At 60.3% G+C, this 18,545-nt stretch carries 17 protein-coding genes; 8 read left to right on the forward strand and 9 right to left on the reverse strand.

Going from position 1 to position 18,545, the window contains the following annotated elements:
• Window positions 1–269: 269 nt before the first annotated feature.
• Window positions 270–488, reverse strand: a complete 219-nt coding sequence (locus B5483_RS13490; protein WP_079730758.1) for a PEP/pyruvate-binding domain-containing protein — start codon at window positions 486–488, stop codon at window positions 270–272.
• 616 nt (window positions 489–1,104) lie between these two features.
• Here B5483_RS13490 and B5483_RS13495 point away from each other — a divergent pair.
• The gene (locus B5483_RS13495) at window positions 1,105–2,310 is read left to right on the forward strand and encodes an acetyltransferase domain-containing protein (RefSeq protein ID WP_054948001.1); all 1,206 of its coding nucleotides are present in this window, start codon (window positions 1,105–1,107) and stop codon (window positions 2,308–2,310) included.
• 212 nt (window positions 2,311–2,522) lie between these two features.
• On the opposite strand, the gene B5483_RS13500 is transcribed toward B5483_RS13495, so the two are convergent.
• The 3 genes from B5483_RS13500 to B5483_RS13510 all read right to left on the reverse strand — a co-directional run bounded on the left by B5483_RS13500 (window position 2,523) and on the right by B5483_RS13510 (window position 4,659).
• Window positions 2,523–2,972 carry a YaiI/YqxD family protein gene (locus tag B5483_RS13500; RefSeq protein WP_079730981.1) on the reverse strand — a complete coding sequence of 150 codons (450 nt, stop codon included), beginning with the start codon at window positions 2,970–2,972 and terminating at the stop codon, window positions 2,523–2,525.
• A gap of 109 nt (window positions 2,973–3,081) precedes the next feature.
• Window positions 3,082–3,717 (reverse strand): flavin reductase family protein, encoded by a 636-nt coding sequence (locus tag B5483_RS13505; protein ID WP_079730759.1) that lies wholly within the window; start codon window positions 3,715–3,717, stop codon window positions 3,082–3,084.
• 6 nt (window positions 3,718–3,723) lie between these two features.
• Entirely contained in the window at window positions 3,724–4,659 is a 936-nt protein-coding gene (locus tag B5483_RS13510) for a carbon-nitrogen hydrolase family protein (RefSeq protein ID WP_079730760.1), read from the reverse strand.
• 120 nt (window positions 4,660–4,779) lie between these two features.
• On the opposite strand from B5483_RS13510, the gene B5483_RS13515 reads away from it, so the two are divergent.
• Both B5483_RS13515 and B5483_RS13520 read left to right on the forward strand, forming a co-directional pair.
• Entirely contained in the window at window positions 4,780–5,907 is a 1,128-nt protein-coding gene (locus tag B5483_RS13515; RefSeq protein WP_079730761.1) for a cupin domain-containing protein, read from the forward strand.
• A 46-nt stretch (window positions 5,908–5,953) separates the two neighbouring features.
• Window positions 5,954–6,877 (forward strand): fumarylacetoacetate hydrolase family protein, encoded by a 924-nt coding sequence (locus tag B5483_RS13520; RefSeq protein ID WP_079730762.1) that lies wholly within the window; start codon window positions 5,954–5,956, stop codon window positions 6,875–6,877.
• A 155-nt stretch (window positions 6,878–7,032) separates the two neighbouring features.
• Here the strand turns inward: B5483_RS13520 and B5483_RS13525 are convergent, their stop codons facing one another.
• From B5483_RS13525 to B5483_RS13540, 4 genes are all read right to left on the reverse strand, one after another.
• Window positions 7,033–7,449: an acyl-CoA thioesterase gene (locus tag B5483_RS13525; protein ID WP_054946818.1), complete on the reverse strand. Its 417-nt coding sequence runs from the start codon at window positions 7,447–7,449 to the stop codon at window positions 7,033–7,035.
• An 11-nt stretch (window positions 7,450–7,460) separates the two neighbouring features.
• A complete protein-coding gene (locus B5483_RS13530; protein WP_245829193.1) occupies window positions 7,461–7,838 on the reverse strand; it encodes a MarR family winged helix-turn-helix transcriptional regulator in 378 nt (125 codons plus the stop codon).
• Window positions 7,839–8,031: 193 nt separating this feature from the next.
• Window positions 8,032–10,353: a bifunctional salicylyl-CoA 5-hydroxylase/oxidoreductase gene (locus tag B5483_RS13535; protein WP_079730764.1), complete on the reverse strand. Its 2,322-nt coding sequence runs from the start codon at window positions 10,351–10,353 to the stop codon at window positions 8,032–8,034.
• Window positions 10,354–10,445: 92 nt separating this feature from the next.
• A complete protein-coding gene (locus B5483_RS13540) occupies window positions 10,446–10,910 on the reverse strand; it encodes a MarR family winged helix-turn-helix transcriptional regulator (protein ID WP_054946815.1) in 465 nt (154 codons plus the stop codon).
• Window positions 10,911–11,013: 103 nt separating this feature from the next.
• Between B5483_RS13540 and B5483_RS13545 the strand changes: the two genes are divergently transcribed.
• The 4 genes from B5483_RS13545 (at window position 11,014) to B5483_RS23205 (ending at window position 16,576) form a co-directional block, all read left to right on the forward strand.
• Window positions 11,014–11,787, forward strand: coding sequence for a cyclase family protein (locus B5483_RS13545; RefSeq protein WP_079730765.1), 774 nt, complete (start codon window positions 11,014–11,016; stop codon window positions 11,785–11,787).
• A gap of 6 nt (window positions 11,788–11,793) precedes the next feature.
• Complete coding sequence (locus B5483_RS13550) at window positions 11,794–13,938, forward strand: ferredoxin family protein (protein ID WP_079730766.1); 2,145 nt, start codon at window positions 11,794–11,796, stop codon at window positions 13,936–13,938.
• Window positions 13,939–14,071: 133 nt separating this feature from the next.
• A complete protein-coding gene (locus B5483_RS13555) occupies window positions 14,072–15,547 on the forward strand; it encodes an indolepyruvate oxidoreductase subunit beta family protein (RefSeq protein ID WP_079730767.1) in 1,476 nt (491 codons plus the stop codon).
• A 555-nt stretch (window positions 15,548–16,102) separates the two neighbouring features.
• Window positions 16,103–16,576, forward strand: coding sequence for a hypothetical protein (locus B5483_RS23205; protein WP_156367358.1), 474 nt, complete (start codon window positions 16,103–16,105; stop codon window positions 16,574–16,576).
• Between the two features lie 65 nt (window positions 16,577–16,641).
• On the opposite strand, the gene B5483_RS13565 is transcribed toward B5483_RS23205, so the two are convergent.
• On the reverse strand, window positions 16,642–17,193 hold the full coding sequence (locus B5483_RS13565; protein WP_079730768.1) for a DNA-3-methyladenine glycosylase I: 552 nt from the start codon (window positions 17,191–17,193) through the stop codon (window positions 16,642–16,644).
• A 285-nt stretch (window positions 17,194–17,478) separates the two neighbouring features.
• Here B5483_RS13565 and B5483_RS13570 point away from each other — a divergent pair, with 285 nt between their 5' ends.
• Window positions 17,479–18,522, forward strand: coding sequence for a rod shape-determining protein (locus tag B5483_RS13570; protein WP_079730769.1), 1,044 nt, complete (start codon window positions 17,479–17,481; stop codon window positions 18,520–18,522).
• Window positions 18,523–18,545 lie beyond the last annotated feature (23 nt).

The following is an 18,545-nucleotide window of genomic DNA, read 5'->3' on the forward strand; positions in this document are numbered from 1 at the left end:
AGGGAGGATCGCGATGCTGTGAAAGGAGTTCGTCTTATCGGGGCGGTTAATCGGGTGTCACGGTGCGAACCGCTTTGTTAAGCTGGCATGGACGGAGACAGGAGAATGGCCTTGAAGGTCGCGGTGTTCAGCACGCACGCCTATGACCGCGAATTCCTCGATCTGGCTAAAGCCGGAGCAGGGCGACACGATTTTTACCTATCTGGAAGCCAAGCCGGACCCGAGGTCGGCCGTCCTCGCTGCCGGGCATGAGGCCAATTGCGCTTTCGTCAACGGTCACCTCGATAAGGATCTATCGCAGGCGTTTGGGGCCAATGAAACAAGGCCCGCGCGGTTGTCGCAATGCCTGCTGGAACGTGAAGTCCCGCATTGCCGAGGCGCTGCACGATCTCGCCGAGCGAGGCATTCTTGCCGCCAACGTTCGCCACGTCTGCGATCGCGATCTCTTCGTACCAGAGAATAACGGGTTTCGGTTCCGCTTCGGTCACAGCCCTAACCCCACAGCCGTCAGGGTGCAGGCTCCCTTACAATTGCGGGCGCCGCCAGATCATAGTGCACCATTTTGCCCCATTGCATTTGAAGCTGAAGTTGACGTTGCCGCTGTCAATTGCGTCGCGAGATGCATTGCCGTTCGCGGGAACGCCGCCCTGGGTGAGTGACTATGGCACAAGCGAATTGACCGCCGGTGTGGATGGGGTCCAATCCGTTATGGACAGTTCTGTTCTGAATGGCCTGCCTTAATGGAGACATGTATAAGACTGGGTGGATTGCCGGGGCTCATCGGGTTGGCTTGCGCCAGAGCGTTCAGAGATTCGCCCTATCGATCCGCCTGCGTCGGACACCTTGGGCGGCCTGTTCAATCATAAGCGTGTCGTTCGTCGAAAGGAACGAGCCGCGGTCGACCGCCTGAAGCGCATGCATCGTCCGGGACGGAGGCTTGATGCCGTGGGTTGGACCGCACAGGTCCCGACGCGGAATATCCTTCTATGGGGGGATGATCTTCGGCATGAAGGACCGTGTGGATCGAAAACACGCTATCCTACACCTTGCGACTGCAATCACGATGGATGGTGGCAATTGAAAGTTGAAGATTGAGGTCAGCATATGGCGGGTAGCATTTCAATCCCATCCGGAGCGGTCGGTAATGTCTCGCAAAGTCGGGCCAAGCCGGTGGTTAGCGCAAGGCTAGCCAATATTGACGCATTGCGCGGATTCGTAATGGTTCTGATGCTGCTGGATCACCTTCGCGAGACCTGGTTCGTGAATTATGCGGTCACGGATCCGATCAATGCGACCACCATCTTGCCTGCCATCGGATTTGCCCGCTTTGCGGCGAGTTTCTGCGCACCGATTTTCGTCGCTCTGACAGGGCTTGGCGTATATCTGTTCAGCGTTCACCATACGGTGGAAGAGACCACAAGTTATCTGCTGAAGCGCGGCTTTCTGCTGATTGCGATCGAGCTTCTCTACCTTTCGCCGCTGTATTGGGGGATCGTGCCACAGCCGACTTTCTGGCTGCAGGTTATCTGGTGCATCGGTCTGTGCATGATTGCACTGTCCGTCTTGATGCGACTGCCGCGCCCCGCGCTGATTGCTTTCGGATTGATTGTGCTCTGCTTGCACAATTTGCTCGATCCGATCCAGATGACGCAGGGCGACGCCTTGTTCCCCCTCTGGGCTATCCTGCACCAGCGGGACGTGATCGCACTTCCCTTGGGTTTTGTTGCCAAGACAACCTATCCCATTCTGCCATGGCTGGGTGTGATCTCGCTCGGCTTCGGAATCGGTCCGTGGTTCCGCTCCGATACGGCGCCTGAAGTCCGGCAGCGGCGTCTGCTCCTGTTGGGCTTCGGCCTGATTGCAGCCTTCATCGTGCTGCGTCTTATCAACGTCTATGGCGACAAGCCCTGGTTTGTCGTCGAAGGTGATCCTGTCCGCAGCCTCATCAGCTTCATTTCACTGACCAAGTACCCACCGTCGTTGCTCTTCCTTTTGCCGACGCTTGGAGGCGGCGCGCTCCTGCTCGTCCTGTTCGAGCAGATCAACAATTCACGGCTGGTAGCTGCCCTTGCGGTCTTTGGTGGCGCCCCCATGTTCTTCTACCTGCTTCACCTCACGGTCTTGCGCATCCTGTACCACAGCGCGCTGGCGATCTGGGGGCCGAACCAGGGGCAGTTCTACATGTTCGACAATTATAACTGGGTGCTGGTCTGGTACGTCGCGATGATCGTACCGCTCTACATTCCGACTGCCTGGTATTCGCGCCTGAAGCGGCGTCGCAAGGACATCGCCTGGCTCAAATATTTCTAGGTCCGGCAGCGGCCTGGGGCTCCCTGTGAGTTCCAGGCTGTCGACAGACGTTGCAGACAACCGGGGCGCCGCTCAAGGCTTCCCAACCGATCGGGGGCAAGTGGATCCATTTGCCCCCGATTGCTTGACTCAGCTGTCATCGTTCAGTCTGCCGGGAGTGAGATTTGGCCGGCAGTGCGGCTATTCTGTCTTCTTTCGAACTTTATCCGGTGTCAGGCCATCCGGATCAGTCTTACCAGCGTTTCATCGAGGCTCGAGAGGTATCGTGACCGATCGGCGTTGCTGAACGGAGGCGCTCCACCGAGGTTCTCGCCCCCGGCGCGCAGGTCGGCCATGATCGCTCGCATTGCGATGGCGCTGCCAATCGACGAACTGGTGAAGGGCTTGCCGGATGGGGCGAGGACAGTGGCTCCGAGCTTCAGGCATCGGTCGGCCAGCAGGATGTCTGCCGTAATCACCACTGTGGTGGGCGTGGCGGTCTCGACGATCCAGTCGTCCGCAGCATCGAAAGCGTCGCTGACGATCTTGCGCGATATGAGCGGATCGCGCGGAATGCGGATCGGGCTGTTGCTGACTACGACGACCGGGATCTTGTAGCGGGCGGCAACCTTGTAGGTCTCGTCCTTCACGGGGCAAGCGTCGGCGTCGATCAGAATCTGCATCATGCCCTCCCATAGCGGCTCTGCGCGCAAATGACGAACCGGAGCTTGGCAGGATCCCGGACATGAGGAAGCGCCTGCCGCATAGACGTCGGGCCCCTGGTGATCGATCTTAGCCGGAGATCTTGTCGGCGGCCCATTTCGCATAGGTCGGGCGCGTCATCTGGAACAGATCTGTTGTACGCGCATACCATCCGGCGCCGTGTACGCGCGCAATGAGGCCCATTTCGAGAGTATCGACATGCAGTTTCTCCGCGTCGATGAAGGTATCGGCGATGTGGAACCGCAGCACTTCGCCAAGTGCAATAGTGGTTTGGCCCGCTTCGATGCTCTGATAGAGTCGGCATTCCATCGCTACAGGCGCGGTTGCGATGCGCGGGGGGGCGATTTGGGTCGAAGCCAGAGTCTCAAGACCAGCCGCTTCCAGTTCGTCAAACTCGGGAGGAGCGTCGATGCACGTAAAATTCATCGCCGCGCTATCGGCTTCGGATACGAGATTGACGACGAACTCTTCCGTTTCCAGAATGTTGGCGGCGCTGTCCTTGTGGCTGCCATCCGGACGACGCATCATGCCCAGAACGATGAGCGGCGGTTCGGCGCTCATCATGTTGAAGAAACTGTAGGGTGCAGCATTTCGCACACCCATGCCTGACACCGTCGTAACCCATGCAATGGGGCGCGGCGTAATGCTGGAGCTCATCAACTTGTAGCGATCGGGCCCCGGGACATTTGAAAAATCGAATTCCATTCCTGCTTACTCTCCGGAGCGGGTGACCGCGCGACGCGGCGCGACATTGACCTTGAGTTCGAACACGTCCGGGCGGGCGTAATGCCCGACGACGTCGAAGTCATATTTGCCCCGCACGACCTGCACGGGATCGATATCGGCGTAAAGGATCGTTTCACCTGTAAAGTCGGGTCCGGCAAGCACCTGACCGAGCGGATCCACGATCATCGATCCCCCGCGCAGAAGGACCGATTCCGGATCGTTTCCCAAGGCGCAGTCATAATCTGCCGGATACGCACCGCGCGTCACATGCTGGCATGCGGACAGCACGAAGCACCTGCCTTCGAGCGCCACGTGCTGCATCGAGGAGGCCCAGCTATCGCGATCATCTGCGGTTGGCGCGCAGTAGATGGTGATGCCCTGATCGTACATGGCCATTCGCATCATCGGCATGTAGTTTTCCCAGCAGATGACCGCACCGACCTTGCCGAAAGGCGTATCGAAGACCGGAAGGGTCGAACCGTCTCCGAAGCCCCAGATCAGCCGTTCCGCCCCGGTCGGCATGAGCTTGCGATGTTTCCCGACAAGCCCCTTGTCCCCATCGAAGAACAGCGCCGTACAATAGACGGTGCCGCCATCACGTTCGATCACGCCGATGACCACGAACGCGTCGGTCTGCGCAGTCGCCTCTGAAATTGCGGCCACTTCCGGGCCATCGAGGTCAATGGCCGCTTCGTGATAGGCGCGATAGTCGTCACGGCCCTGAGGCTTGCGCATGCCAACCGGGGTGCCGAACGAGGCGCCCTTCGGATAGCCGCCCAGAAATGCCTCGGGGAAGACCATCAGCCTTGCGCCGCCTGCCGCAGCCTCTCGTATCAGGTCTGCGGCCTTTTCAGCTGCAGCCAAAGAGTCGGTGGGAATCGATGAAGCTTGGACGACGGCGGCCTTGAAAGCCTCTGGCATGAAGCGCTCCTTATCCGAGAAAAACGCAGGGAATCTGCGGTTGGTCTACAGCATAATAGTTGCATTTGACAGTTTATTCAATTTATTTTAGGTTTGTAGTAATTCGGCGAGGAGGCATCCATGGTAAGCCAGAGCTACGACCAGTACCGCGAAGAGATGATCGGCCGCGCAAACGTTGCGGACACACCCGAACTGGTCGCCTATTATCAGCGCCTCCAGCAGCTCGGCACGGGCGCTTTATGGACCGTTGCCAACAAGATCGAGCCATGGGAACCGGTGTCGACATCGGTGCCTCATATCTGGCGCTACAAGGACCTGCGCGACGATGTCATGAAAGCGCTTGACCTGGTGACGCCCGAGCAGGCCGGTCGCCGCGTAGTGTACCTGGAAAACCCTGGCCGCGCCGATGTGGTGGCAGCGGTTGGTTGGCTCTACTCGGGACTGCAGGTCATGGGGCCCGGAGAACTGGCTTCCAGCCACCGCCATTCCGCGTCGGCGCTGCGCTTCATCATGGAAGGGCAGGGCGCCTTCACCAATGTTGACGGTCACAGGATGACTCTGGGCGCGAATGACTTCGTGCTGACGCCCAACGGGACGTGGCACGAGCATGGCGTTTCCGAGGATGGCACGCCGTGCATCTGGCAGGACGGTCTGGACATTCCTCTCATGAACGCGCTGGAAGCGAACTTCTACGAGGTCCATCCCGATCTTCAGCAAGCGGTTTCTTTCCCGATCGACGATTCTACCGCGACCTGGGCCGGTACCGGGCTCCGTCCGGCGGGCATGGCCTGGTCGAAACCCTATTCGCCGCTGCTCAAATACGAATGGGCCCCCACCTACGAGGCCTTGACCAAGTTCGCCCGGGTGACCGATGGCTCGCCATACGACGGTGTGATGATGGAATACGTCAATCCGCATACGGGCGGACCGGTCATGCAGACCATCGGTGCGTCGATGCAAATGTTGCGCCCGGGCGAGCGGACCAAGGCTCACCGCCAGACCGGCAGCTTCGTTTACCAGTGTGCCAAGGGCAGGGGCTGGTCGATCATCAACGGTCAGAGGTTTGACTGGCAGGAACGGGACATTTTCGTGGTTCCCGCCTGGATGTACCATGAGCATGCCAATGCATCGGACAGTGAAGATGCTTGCCTGTTCACATTCAACGACCTTCCGGTGATGCGCGCGCTGGGCCTTTATCGCGAGGAAGCGCTGGCGGAAAACGACGGCCATCAACCGGTGCTTTCCTGAGTATCACCACCCGAAATCCGGAAATTATCTCAACAAGGGAAATCCCATGCGTCTCGTTACCTATCGCGCCCATGTCGAAGCTGAAGCCCGGCTCGGCGCACTCGTCTCCGGCATTGGCGGCGATTTCGTTCTCGACCTGGAAACCTTCGGCGAGGAAATGGGCGTTCCATTCCCTTCCACCATGTTGGAGTTCATCGATCTTGGCCCCCAGGCAGTCGCTATCGCGACCACGCTGATTGAGCAGGCCGACGGTCTGTTCCCGCTTGGTACGGCCATTCCTTTCGCGAATGTCACTTTGCTGGCGCCTATCCCGCGTCCCCGCAAGAACATCTTCGGTATTGGTCTCAACTACACCGAGCATGTTGCCGAAAGTGCCAAGTCGCTCGATACGTCCCCGGAATTGCCGCGTCAGCCGGTGATCTTCTCAAAGCCGCCAACGAGCGTGATCGCACCGGGTGAGCCGATCCGCCACAACGGCGAGATCACGCAGCAACTTGACTGGGAAGTCGAGCTTGCCGCGATTATCGGAACGAAGGCCAAGGGTGTGAGCCGCGAGAATGCGTTGGCCTATGTCTTCGGCTATACCGTCTGCATCGATATGAGTGCGCGCGACTGTCGGCGTGCCGGCCAGTGGATCTACTCGAAGGGGCAGGACACATACGCTCCGATGGGTCCCGTGGTCGTTACCGCTGACGAAATTCCCGATCCGCAGACGCTTGACCTCTCGCTGACGGTCAACGGCGTAACCAAGCAGTCGAGCAACACCGCATTCATGCTGTTCAAGGTCGATGAACTCGTTGCCGACATCTCGAAGGGCATTACCCTTGAGCCCGGCGATATCATCGCGACCGGCACCCCGGCAGGCGTTGGTGCTGGCATGGACCCGCAGGAATGGGTCTGGCCGGGAGACGTCATCGAGGCGACTGTCGAGAAGATCGGATCGCTGACGCACTCCATCATAAAAGCCTGATTTTACGAGCTTCCATATGGAAGAATGACCACTCTCACCAACTTCAAGGGGCCTTGCGAGGCCCCTTTTTTTGTCTGCAAACGGCTAGGCGAACAACAAAAGGCCGCCTCGTGGAGAGGCGGCCTTTGTCTCGTGCCACGTTAGCCAGGATGGATTCAGTCGGCCGGAACCAGCCCGCTGTCGATAGCCGTACGCACCCCTGCGGGCCATTCGGTGGGGCGGTGGTTGGTAAGATCCATGCAGACCAGAACGACCTGCGCGCGTAACCGGACACGTCCTTCGCCCGCAAAAACCACGCGAATGGTGCAACTTGTGCGGCCAAGGTTAATCGGGTCGATGGTAATATCAAGATGGTCGCCCAAACGGCTTGGAGAAATGAATTCGGTCTCCAGCTTGACCGTCGGCACGCCGATCTGATGGCCCAGGTGCATGGTCGCGAAGTCCATTCCCAGGTCCTGCGCGAACCAGTCCTCGACTGCACCGTTCAGCATTTCGAAATAGCGGGGATAGAAGACGATTCCCGCCGGGTCGACGTCTGCGAAGCGCACTTGCGCGGTGGTGGTAAAGGGCATCGGGTGCGGTCCTAGCGAATGGATGACTTGAGCTGGGTCAGCAGAGCGAGCAGTTGTTGCTGATTCTCTTCGGAAAAATCTGCGAGTGCTTCGCGGACCCATCCGTGATGTGCCTCTGCCAGAACGCGAAACTGGTCGCAGCCTTTTGGTGTCAGCGAGACGATCGCGGAACGCCTGTCCTCGGGGTCCGGTTGCGAATTGACCAGACCCTGATCGAGCAACTGGCGAACGATGGCCGTGACGTTGCCATTGGAAACCAGAAGGGCACGGGACAACTCGCCCATCCGCATGCCTTCCCGGGCGCGATCGAGCGTCGCCATGATGTCGAACCGGGGCAGCGTGGTTCCGAACTGGTCTTCAAAATTCCGACGAAGTCGCTTCTCGATCATCTTGGCACAATCAAGCAAGCGGATCCAAACGCGCAGATCCAGTGTGCTTTCAGGTCTGGTCTTATCCTTTTCCATAGGCGCCATGGCTCCTTATTCTCATAAGGCGCTCATAGTGAATGGTGCCGGGATGTCCATTCCTGCAAGCATAAAGTATTTTGCGTCCTTCCGGGGCGATCTGGAAGGTTGCCAAACTTCAGGCCCGCGCGCCTTCCGCCTGCTGTCTCGCCGTGCGGAGCGCAAGGACATGGCCTGGCTTGTAAGGACCGGGCACGGGATGTTCCTCATAGCCAGCCGAAGTCGCTGCCCGCAGCGTCCACACAGGATCGAACAAGTGGGTACGACCGAGTGCGACAAGATCGGCCCGCCCTGCGGTGAGGATCGAGTTGACCTGGTCCGCATCGACAATGTTGCCGACAGCAATAGTCGGGATTCCCGCCTCGTTGCGGATCTGGTCGGCAAAGGGCGTCTGGAACATGCGACCGAAGACCGGGCGCGCTTCCGGCGCCGTTTCGCCGGCAGAGACGTCGACGATATCGACACCCGCGCTGCGCAGAAGCGTGGCAATTTCCACTGCTTCCGTTGGCGTTATGCCGGCTGCTCCGACCCAGTCATTGGCCGAGATGCGCACGGCCAGCGGCTTTTCCTGTGGCCAGATGGCGCGCACCGCTTCGATTACCCGCAGCGGGAAGCGCATGCGATTCTCAAGGCTGCCGCCAAACTCGTCACTGCGTTCGTTCATGACTGGCGTAATGAAACTGGACAGCAGATTGCCGTGGCCAGCCTGGATCTCCAGCATGTCGAAGCCAGCCTCGTCCGCACGTACGGTGGCGTCGACGAATTGCCGGATGATCTCGTCCATGCCTCCCGCATCCAGCGCCTTTGGCACCAGGCCACCCTGTCGCCAGGGGTGTGCGCTGGCTGACACGATCGACCAGGGTTCGTCCATGGCTTGGTCGTACCCCTCGTTTTCGACAGGAACCTTGCAGGCTGCACGTGCGCCGGCATGACCGATCTGTGCGCAAGTCTTGCCTGCCGAATGCTGGTGCGCGAAGGAATTGATCGCGGCCCAGCGTTCAACGTGAGCGTCGTCCCACAGGCCAGGGCAAGCTGGGGTGGTGCGCCCTTGCGGACTGACCGCCAGCATTTCCGTAATTACAAGACCTGCGCCGCCCAGTGCTCGAGAGCCGTAATGGATCGAGTGGAAGTCGTTCGCGAAGCCGCCTTCATCAGCCGAATATGTGAGCATGGCGGGTACCACCACACGGTTTGGCACCGTCATGCCCCTGAGCGTAAACGGCGTGAACATGGGCTGGACCGGGACATTGCGGTTCTGGTTGCCCGACCAGAACCAGCGCTCCAGTCCTTCAAGCCAATCGCGATCGCGCAGACGCAGGTTTTCGTGGCTGACGCGCTGCGATCGGGTCATCAGCGAATAGGCGAACTGCGGAAGGTCAAAACCGAGGTAGCGATCCAAAGTCTCGAACCATTCGGTGGAGTTGCGGGCCGAGTTCTGGATTTTGAGGACCTCGACATGGCGCTCCTGCTGATACTCGGCGAGCGCAACGGCCAGTTCCTCGCGTGCGGCGGTGCCTCCTTGTTTGATCTTGGGCCGGTCGAGAACCTGCGCCAGCTTGATGGCGTCTTCCAGGGCCAGTTTGGTACCCGATCCGATCGAGAAATGAGCGGTATGTGCCGCATCGCCCAACAGGACGACATTGTCGAAGGACCACTGGCGGCAAAGCACCCGCCGGAAGTTGATCCAGGCTGCCGATCCGCGCAAGTGCGTGGCGTTGGAAATGAGAGGATGGCCATCGAGGTGGCGGGCGAAGATCTTTTCGCACAGGGCGATGGACTCAGCCTGTTCCATCCGATCGAAGCCGAGCCCCGTCCACGTTTCCGGAGAGCATTCGACGATAAAGGTCGAATGCGTCTCGTCGAAGCGATAGGCGTGCGCCCAGATCCAGCCCGCATGGGTTTTCTCGAAAATGAAAGCGAAGGCTTCAAACAGTTTCGTGGTGCCCAGCCACGAGAACGTGTTGCGCCTTACCTGGATGTCGACGTCGAACTTGTCCTCATATGCGGTACGCACCATGGAGTTGATGCCGTCTGCCGCCACGATCAGGTCGAAATCCGCAAACTTCGAGAGGTCCGCGTCGAACTGGGTCTCGAAGTGCATCACGACGCCAAGTTCGTGCGCGCGCGCCTGCAGTATCTGGAGAAGGTGCTTGCGGCCGATGCCGATGAAACCGTGACCTGACGACGTGACCGTGTTTTTACCCACGGTGACATCGACGTCGTCCCAGTGCGCGAAGCTGTCGGCAATGGTCGCGGCACTGACGGCATCGTTGGCCTGCAGGTTGGTAAGTGTCTGGTCGGAAAATACTACGCCCCAGCCAAACGTGTCACCCGAACGATTGCGCTCAAAGACGTGGATGTCATGAGAAGGGTCACGCAGCTTCATCGAGATCGCGAAATAGATGCCGGCTGGTCCGCCGCCTAGACAGGCAATGCGCATAGTGTTCTCCTGATTTGCTTCAGGCTTAAACTAATATGGTTGCACATGCAAGTTGTATGAGCTGGAGCCCATCAGGGAATTTGTGCCTGAGCCTAGTCGAGGTTGTCGTAGAGCCGTCCGAGCAGGTCGAGCAACATGGAGAAGTCCCCGGCCGAGAAGCCGCGGATGATCTTTTCGTACAGTGGCGAGGTTACCTCGCGCGCAGCGGCCAATTTCTCGCGCCCGTCATCGGTCAGGGCAATCTCGGTCACGCGTCCGTCCGTTTCGCTGGGTGCCGTAACAATGAGGCCGGCCTTCGTCATGCGCTCAACGATGCGCATCATGGTGGACAGATTGATAACCGCCGACTTTGCTACCTGTCCGATCGCCAGGGGTTCATGTTCGCCCAGAATCATGATCACGCGCCAGGTGGGTATGTCCAGGCCGATGCCGCGCAGGTCCGACTCGATGACCACGTTGTATCGGCTTGCAGCCCGATTGAGCAGATAGAAGGGATAGGCGTCGAGGCGAAAGTCTTCTGAACCCGGGTTCCCGAAAGGCCGCAAATCCTCGCTCATCCTTAACTCCTGAGGCGGTAGACGCCTATTTTGACATTTTAGTTGCATATGCAACTTAATAGGATACTCTCGCATCTAATGGTCCAACAGGAGGTCCAAGTCCATGACAGACATACTTGCCACTTTTGCGCAGGCTCTTGCAGCCGGTGACATCACCGTTGTCGATCTGACCCAGACTTTAAGCGAAGACACGCCCTTGTTGGTCCTGCCCGATCCATTTGGCCAGACCGCCGCGTTCTCGCGCCAGGAGATATCGCGCTACGACGAGCGCGGCGTGGCATGGCACTGGAACAACTTCACGGTCGGCGAACATACGGGCACGCATTTCGATGCGCCGGTGCACTGGGTGACGGGCAAGGACCTGCCCGACAACACTGTCGACAAGGTGCCGCCAGGCAAGCTGGTCGCGCCGGCAGTCGTGCTCGATTTCTCCGCGCAGTGTGCCGCGAACCCGGACTTCCTCCTCAAGGCGGAGCATATCAAGGAATGGGAAGCCGAGCACGGCGACATTCCGGCTGGCGCCTGGGTTCTGTTCCGTACCGACTGGTCGAAGCGGGACGTCGATGGCTATACCAATCGTCGTGAGGACGGCGCGCATACGCCTGGCCCGGACGCAGATGCGATCCAGTATCTGCTCGAGCGTGACGTGCTTGGCCTTGGGGTCGAAACGATCGGTACAGACGCGGGGCAGGCGCATCTGCTCGATCCCATGTACCCGGCCCACACGCTGTTGCACGGTGCCGGCAAGTATGGCCTCCAGTGCCTCGAGAACCTCGACAGGTTGCCCGCTACCGGTGCGATCGTGATCGCTTCGCCGCTTAAGATTCGCGGTGGTTCGGGCAGCCCTCTTCGCGTCCTGGCGCTCGTTTCGGAGTAGGGTCAGATGGCGGAACGTTCATTCAAGAAGGAAGTGACGAAGCTCACGGCCGGTGCAGGAGAGACCTTTACAGGTGAGGGCATCCTGGCCGTTACCAAGGGGCTCCTGCAATCGGGCGTTGCCTATGTGGGCGGGTACCAAGGCTCACCGATCAGCCATCTGATGGACGTTTTCGCCGACGCCAACGACTTGCTTGAGAGCTTGGGGGTGCATTTCGAAGCGAGCGCTTCGGAGGCGACGGCCGCTGCGATGCTGGCGGCATCGGTGAACTACCCCTTGCGCGGCGCGGTTGCATGGAAGTCGGTCGTCGGCACCAACGTCGCGTCGGACGCGCTATCCAACGTCGCCTCGGGCGGCGTTACGGGCGGTGCGCTGGTGATCGTGGGCGAAGACTACGGCGAAGGTTCCTCGATCATGCAGGAGCGCACCCATGCTTTCGCAATGAAGTCGCAGATGTGGCTGATCGATCCGCGGCCAAATCTGCCGAGCATCGTCGAGTCGGTGGAACAGGGCTTTCGCCTGTCCGAAGCTTCGAACACACCGGTCATGCTCCAGCTGCGGGTTCGTTCTTGCCACATGACGGGTTCTTTCGTGGCCAAGGACAATGTGCGCCCACCGCTTACAGTGGGCGAGGCCGCGGCCGCGCCGACGCGAGACCTCGACCGTATCGTGCTTCCTCCTGCCAACTTCCTGCATGAAGTCGAGAAGATCGAGAAGCGTTGGCCGGCAGGCATCGCATATGTACGCGATAACAAGCTCAATGAATGGTTCGGCCCTGGGGAGACCGACGAAGGCATCGGGCTGATCGTTCAGGGCGGGCTTTACAACAACCTCAACCGGGCGATGGAGTTGCTCGGACTGGCAGATGCCTACGGGGTCAGCAAGCTGCCGATCTACTGCCTCAACGTGGTCTATCCGATCATCCCGGAGGAAGTCGCCGACTTCTGCAGGAACAAGCGCGCAGTCTTGATCCTTGAAGAGGGTCAGCCCGAGTTCATCGAGCATGAACTCAATACGCTGGTGCGCCGCGCGGGCCTCGATACCCGTGTTGTCGGCAAGGATGTGCTTCCGCGCTCTGGCGAATACACGGCCGACGTCATACGCAAGGGTCTGGCCAAGTTCCTTGCCAAGGAAGCGCCGGCGCTTGCGCCAGAACTGGAAGCCGCCAACCCCTTGCCGGCGCCGGTTGCGAAGGAGATCCCCCAGCGTCCGGCAGGATTCTGCACCGGCTGCCCGGAGCGTCCGATTTTCACGGCCATGAAGCTGGTGGAACGCGAGTTGGGCCCCACGCACGTTTCGGCAGACATCGGCTGCCACCTGTTCTCGATCTTGCCGCCGTTCAACATCGGCAATACGACCATGGGCTACGGCCTCGGTGCGGCAGGTGCCTCGGCCTTCAAGCCGAAGGATGGCAAGGGTTCCAAGCGCTCGATCGCGATCATGGGGGACGGCGGGTTCTGGCACAATGGCCTGACCTCGGGCATCGGCAATGCGGTGTTCAACAAGGACGACACCGTCACCGTCATCATCGATAACGGCTATTCGGCAGCCACAGGCGGGCAGGATATTCTCTCGTCACGCGCGGATAACGCCAACCGGGTAACGAAAAACCCGATCTCGAAGGCTGTGCGCGGCGTGGGTGCGCGTTGGGTTCGAGAGACGCATCGGACGTATGACGTACCGGCAATGCGCGACATGTTGCGCGAGGCACTGACCACCCCGGAAAAGGGCCCCAAGGTCATTGTCGCCCAGTCGGAATGCATGCTGAATAAGCAACGCCGCGAAAAGAAGCAGAAAGCGGCGGATCTGCGTGCCGGCAACCGCGTGATCCGCGAACGTTTTGGCGTCGACAGCGATACCTGTACCGGCGATCACAGCTGCATCCGCCTTTCTGGCTGCCCCTCGTTGACGATCAAACCCAACCCGGACCCTTTGCGGCAGGACCCTGTGGCTCACGTGGAGAATTCGTGTGTGGGTTGCGGGCTTTGCGGAGAAGTCAGCCATGCGGCCGTACTGTGTCCGAGCTTCTACCGTGCACGCATCGTGGCCAATCCGGGGCGCTTCGAGCGTATCAAGGCGAAGATCAGCGGCGCGATCATCGGCCGCTGGCAGGCGAACGTTGAACGCGGTCGGGCTGCACGGGCTTTCTAAGGTTTCATGCCTTCCCGATCTTGCATTGGGGAAGGCACTGGCGAAGCCGCCGGCGACGAGGGAGCGGTTCCCAACCCGCTCCCTCCAGTCGCCCGGCCGCCGGGAAATGACAATGTGACGAGGGACAAACGCGATGACACTTAATGCCGCAGCAACGTCCGAGCGCCTGACTATCGCCATCCTCGCCCTTGGTGGACAGGGCGGCGGGGTTCTGGCTGATTGGATTCAGGAAGTCGCCCTTGCTGAAGGCTGGCTGGCACAGGGTACCTCGGTTCCCGGGGTCGCACAGCGTACCGGCTCGACAGTCTATTATGTCGAACTGGCGAAGCCGGACGGTTCGGGCCGCCTGCCGGTCATGGCGCAGATGCCGATGCCGGGTGACGTTGACGTTGTGGTCGCCTCTGAACTGATGGAAACCGGGCGCGCGCTGCTGCGCGGGTTCTCGACTGCGCAGCGCACCACACTGATCGGATCGACGCATCGCATCTATGCCATTGGCGAGAAGCAGGCGATGGGTGATGGGCGCGGCAACGGTGAGAAGATACTCGAGGCTGCGCATCAGCGCTCCAAGCGGTTCATCGGCTTCGACATGGAAGCAGCGACCGATCGTTCGGGGAGCGTGATCAGTGCGGTCATGTTCGGTGCGCTGGCGGGAAGCGGAGCGCTGCCGTTCCCTACCGAAACCTTCCACGCCGCGATCGAACACAGCGGTATCGCTGTGAAAAGCAATCTCAAGGGCTTTCAGGAAGGCTTCGATCTGGCCCAGCAGCCGGTCGCAATGCCTGATGAGACGGTCCATGCGGTGCCTGTGCCGACCACCGTGCAGGGCCGCGCCCTGGCTGATCGCATTGCCGCATCCTTGCCTGAAGTGGCGCAAGCGAACGCCCTGCATGGGGTAGCGAAGTTGATGGACTATCAGGACGGTTCCTATGCTTCGCTTTATCTCGATCGTCTGGAACGGATCAGTGCGCTGGACGCCGCACCGTTTGAGCTGACTGCGGAGGCCGCACGCCATCTTGCGCTCTGGATGAGCTATGAGGACACGATCCGGGTCGCCGACCTGAAGACCCGTGGTAGCCGGCTTGACCGTGTGCGCGGCGAAGTGAAGGCACAGGACGATCAGTTGCTGTCCATCACGGAATTCATGCACCCACGCTTGCAGGAAGTCTGCGAAACGCTGCCTGAGGGCATTGGTCGGAGAATTCTTGGAAGCAAGGTGCTTTCTGGTTTCCTCGGGCGTTTCTTTACCGAAGGGCGCCATGTCGAGACGACAAGCCTGCGCTGGTTCCTCGCACTGCGTCTGGTGGCCGCGATGCGCAAGTGGCGTCCGCGTTCATTACGCTATTACGAAGAGCAGGTGCGGATCGAGCGATGGCTCGGTTTGATCGGCAGCGAGGCACAAAGAGATTGCGCCGTCGCGTTGGAACTCGTGCGTTGCCAGCGTCTGATCAAGGGCTACGGCGAGACATTCGAGCGCGGTCTGCGCAATTATGAGCGCATCATCGCCGAGCACCGTCACCAGCCTCGCGACGCTGCGGAGATCCGCCGACTTCGCGATCTGGCACTGGCCGATGACAAGTCGTCCTCGCTGATGGAGTCGATTGGCTAGGAGAAGGCAAGCCTCCGGGCATTTCCGGGCCGGATCTGCGCGACTTCGGGAAGAAGTGCCACCTGTCGCTGGAGCAGACTGGCCGTATGGCAGATTTGCATCGCCTGCATGTTGTTGCGAGGGAGGCAGGCCTACATCTTCAGAGCAGTTGACCTCGAGCACGGGCTACTTACATCTCCCTGCGGCGGTTTGCCGCCGGAGAGGATCAGGAAGGCTTGAAGGAGGCAATTGAATGTCCCTCACCCGTGCGCAACATCCTTTTGAATTTACACCACGGCCTCAACCAGAACCTGAAGTGAAGCAGGCGATCCTGGCTTCCTGGGCGACCAGGTCATCCATGTGGAACGGATCCCCGAACAGGGGACAGGGGTCCGGTTCGAAGCCCAACGCATGAAATTTGGTGTCTGGGTCACGCCAGTCGCTCTTGCCTTGCGTAATGCCCGGTAAGGCGCCTTAGAGCTCAGGATAAATCGCTCGTCGCCTCAAACCCTGGAAGCATTTCGGGGAGTTTGACTGTCTTGACATGCGCGTGGGCGTAACGGGAAGATGGCGAGCATGAGATCCCGCAATCGATCCGGAAACATCGGCGCATTTCTGGGGGCAAACGCCTGGTCGGTCGCCGTTCTGGTCATGCTGACGGCTTGTGGATCCGCAGAAGAAGCTCGACAGCCTGACGCTAAGCCGACCGGCTACACCATCCTTAAGGCCGATCTCTATGCGGCAAGCCCGGCGGACATTTGCCGAGCCAGGGATGCTGCATTCCTCAATGCCCTTGTCCAACGCGTAAGCGCGGCGCTTCCACCCGGCACTTCATCGTTCGACTTCGTCGAATTTCGTGCTGACGTTCCGGCCAATGGGAAGGCGGCGTCGGCGCTGCTGCGCTTTCGGACGAATGGGACTGATGGCGCTGCAGTCACGATGTATGCGGTCGCACCTTTCGATCCGCAGACCTGCGCGGTCGGCCCATTTTCGGGAGGTGTCGGTCAAGGTCCCGACGATCCGGGAGCGAGCGTAACGTTCAGGGAATAGGGCAGGTGAGCCGCCGAACGGGCTCCGGTGGATAGCATGGTGATACCCGGAGCGTGCCATGCCCGTCAGGCACGTCGGAAGCAGCCGGGTTCGTGATCGTCGACCATCCCTACGGCTTGCATGAAGGCATAGGCAATCGTCGGTCCGACGAACTTGAAGCCTTCGGCCTTGAGCGCCTTGGACAGCGCTGCGGAGGCCTGGGTGCTGGCGGGGATGTTCGTGCCGTCGTTGACCTGCGTCTCTCCGTCTACGAACGACCAGACGAATTGCGAGAAGTCGCGGCCTTCCTCGTTCATGCGCAGGTACGCTCTGGCATTGCCGATGGTGGCTTCGATCTTGGCGCGCGCGCGGATTATGCCTTCGTCCTGCATCAGGGCTTCGATCTTGTCCGTGTCGTAAACTGCGATCGTCTCGGGATCGAAGCCGTCGAAGGCCCGGCGAAAGCCGTCGCGCCGGTGCAGGATCGTTCGCCAGGAGAGCCCGGCCTGAAAACCCTCAAGGACAAGCATTTCCCAAAGGAGGCGAGGGTCGCGGACCGGGATGCCCCATTCGGCATCGTGATACTCGGCCATTACGGGATCGCCTTGCGCCCAGGCGCAGCGGGACACGGAGGTCAAACCGTCACCTCTTCCCTGTCCATACGCTTCCGCTTCATGCAACGCTCCAATGTCTGCAATGGTCCATGCAGGCAGCCTAGGCGATTCCCCGCTCGGCGGATAGGAGCCTCGACCTGCCGCTGTCTTTGCCGCGCCTGCACCAGCCACAGGCCAGCCATCGCATGAAACTGGCAGTCGAACGCACGGGCGGTTGACGCCGTGCCCGGGCGCTCACACGCGCCGTCCGGTCAAGGCGGCGCGGATCGACAACGCGCAATAAGCTACCTGTAGGGTCCGGATTTCAGAATGCGATTACCGCGCTTATTCAATTTTGCTTCTCACGACATGGCGATCGATCTGGGGACGGTGAACACGCTTGTGTACGTTCGCGATCGGGGCATCGTTCTGAACGAACCCTCGGTTGTCGCGCTAGAGACGCTGGGCGGCATCCCGCGGGTACGGGCAATCGGCAGCGATGCCAAACTGATGATGGGCAAGACGCCTGACAATGTGTCGACCATCCGGCCCCTTCGCGGGGGTGTGATCGCCGACATTGACGTGGCCGAACTGATGATCAAGTATTTCATCGACAAGGCGCACGACGGGCCAAGCCGTCTGCCGCGCCGGCCCGAAATCGCGATCTGCGTGCCTTCCGGGTCGACGCCGGTGGAGCGTCGGGCCATTCAACATGCGGCAAGCCAGGCGGGCGCTTCCAAGGTCTGGTTCATCGAGGAATCGATGGCGGCCGCAATTGGCGCAGGCATGCCCGTGACCGAACCGGTCGGCGCGATGGTCGTCGATATCGGCGGCGGGACGACCGAAGTCGCCGTCCTGTCCCTGCGTGGATCGGCCTACAGCACATCGGTGCGTATCGGCGGCGACAAGCTCGACGAGGCTATCGCCCTTGCCGTGCGGCGCAAGCACAACCTGATGATCGGCGAAGTCACCGCTGAACGCATCAAACTGGCCATCGGCACCGCGCGCATGCCCGAGGACGGTTGTGGACAGGTGATCCGCACCAAGGGCCGCGACCTCGTCAACGGCGTGCCCAAGGAAATCGAGATCAGTCAGGCCGAGATCGCCGAGGCGATCTCTGAATCGATCAACCAGATCGTCGAGACCGTCCTGAACGCACTGGAAAATACCGCGCCCGAACTGGCGGCAGACATCGTCGATCAGGGGATCGTCATGACCGGGGGGGGCGCCTTGCTCGACCGACTCGATGTGGTTCTGTCGCAGGGAACGGGGCTTCCCGTGACAGTCGCGGACAACCCTTTGCTGTGCGTGGCGAACGGGGCGGGGCTGGCGCTGGAAGATCCCATCTACAATGGCGTACTGATCGCGGCCTGAATTGGGCCGATGGCAGGTGCCCA

The organism is Novosphingobium mathurense (genome assembly GCF_900168325.1).
GTDB classification, from domain to species: Bacteria; Pseudomonadota; Alphaproteobacteria; order Sphingomonadales; family Sphingomonadaceae; genus Novosphingobium; species Novosphingobium mathurense.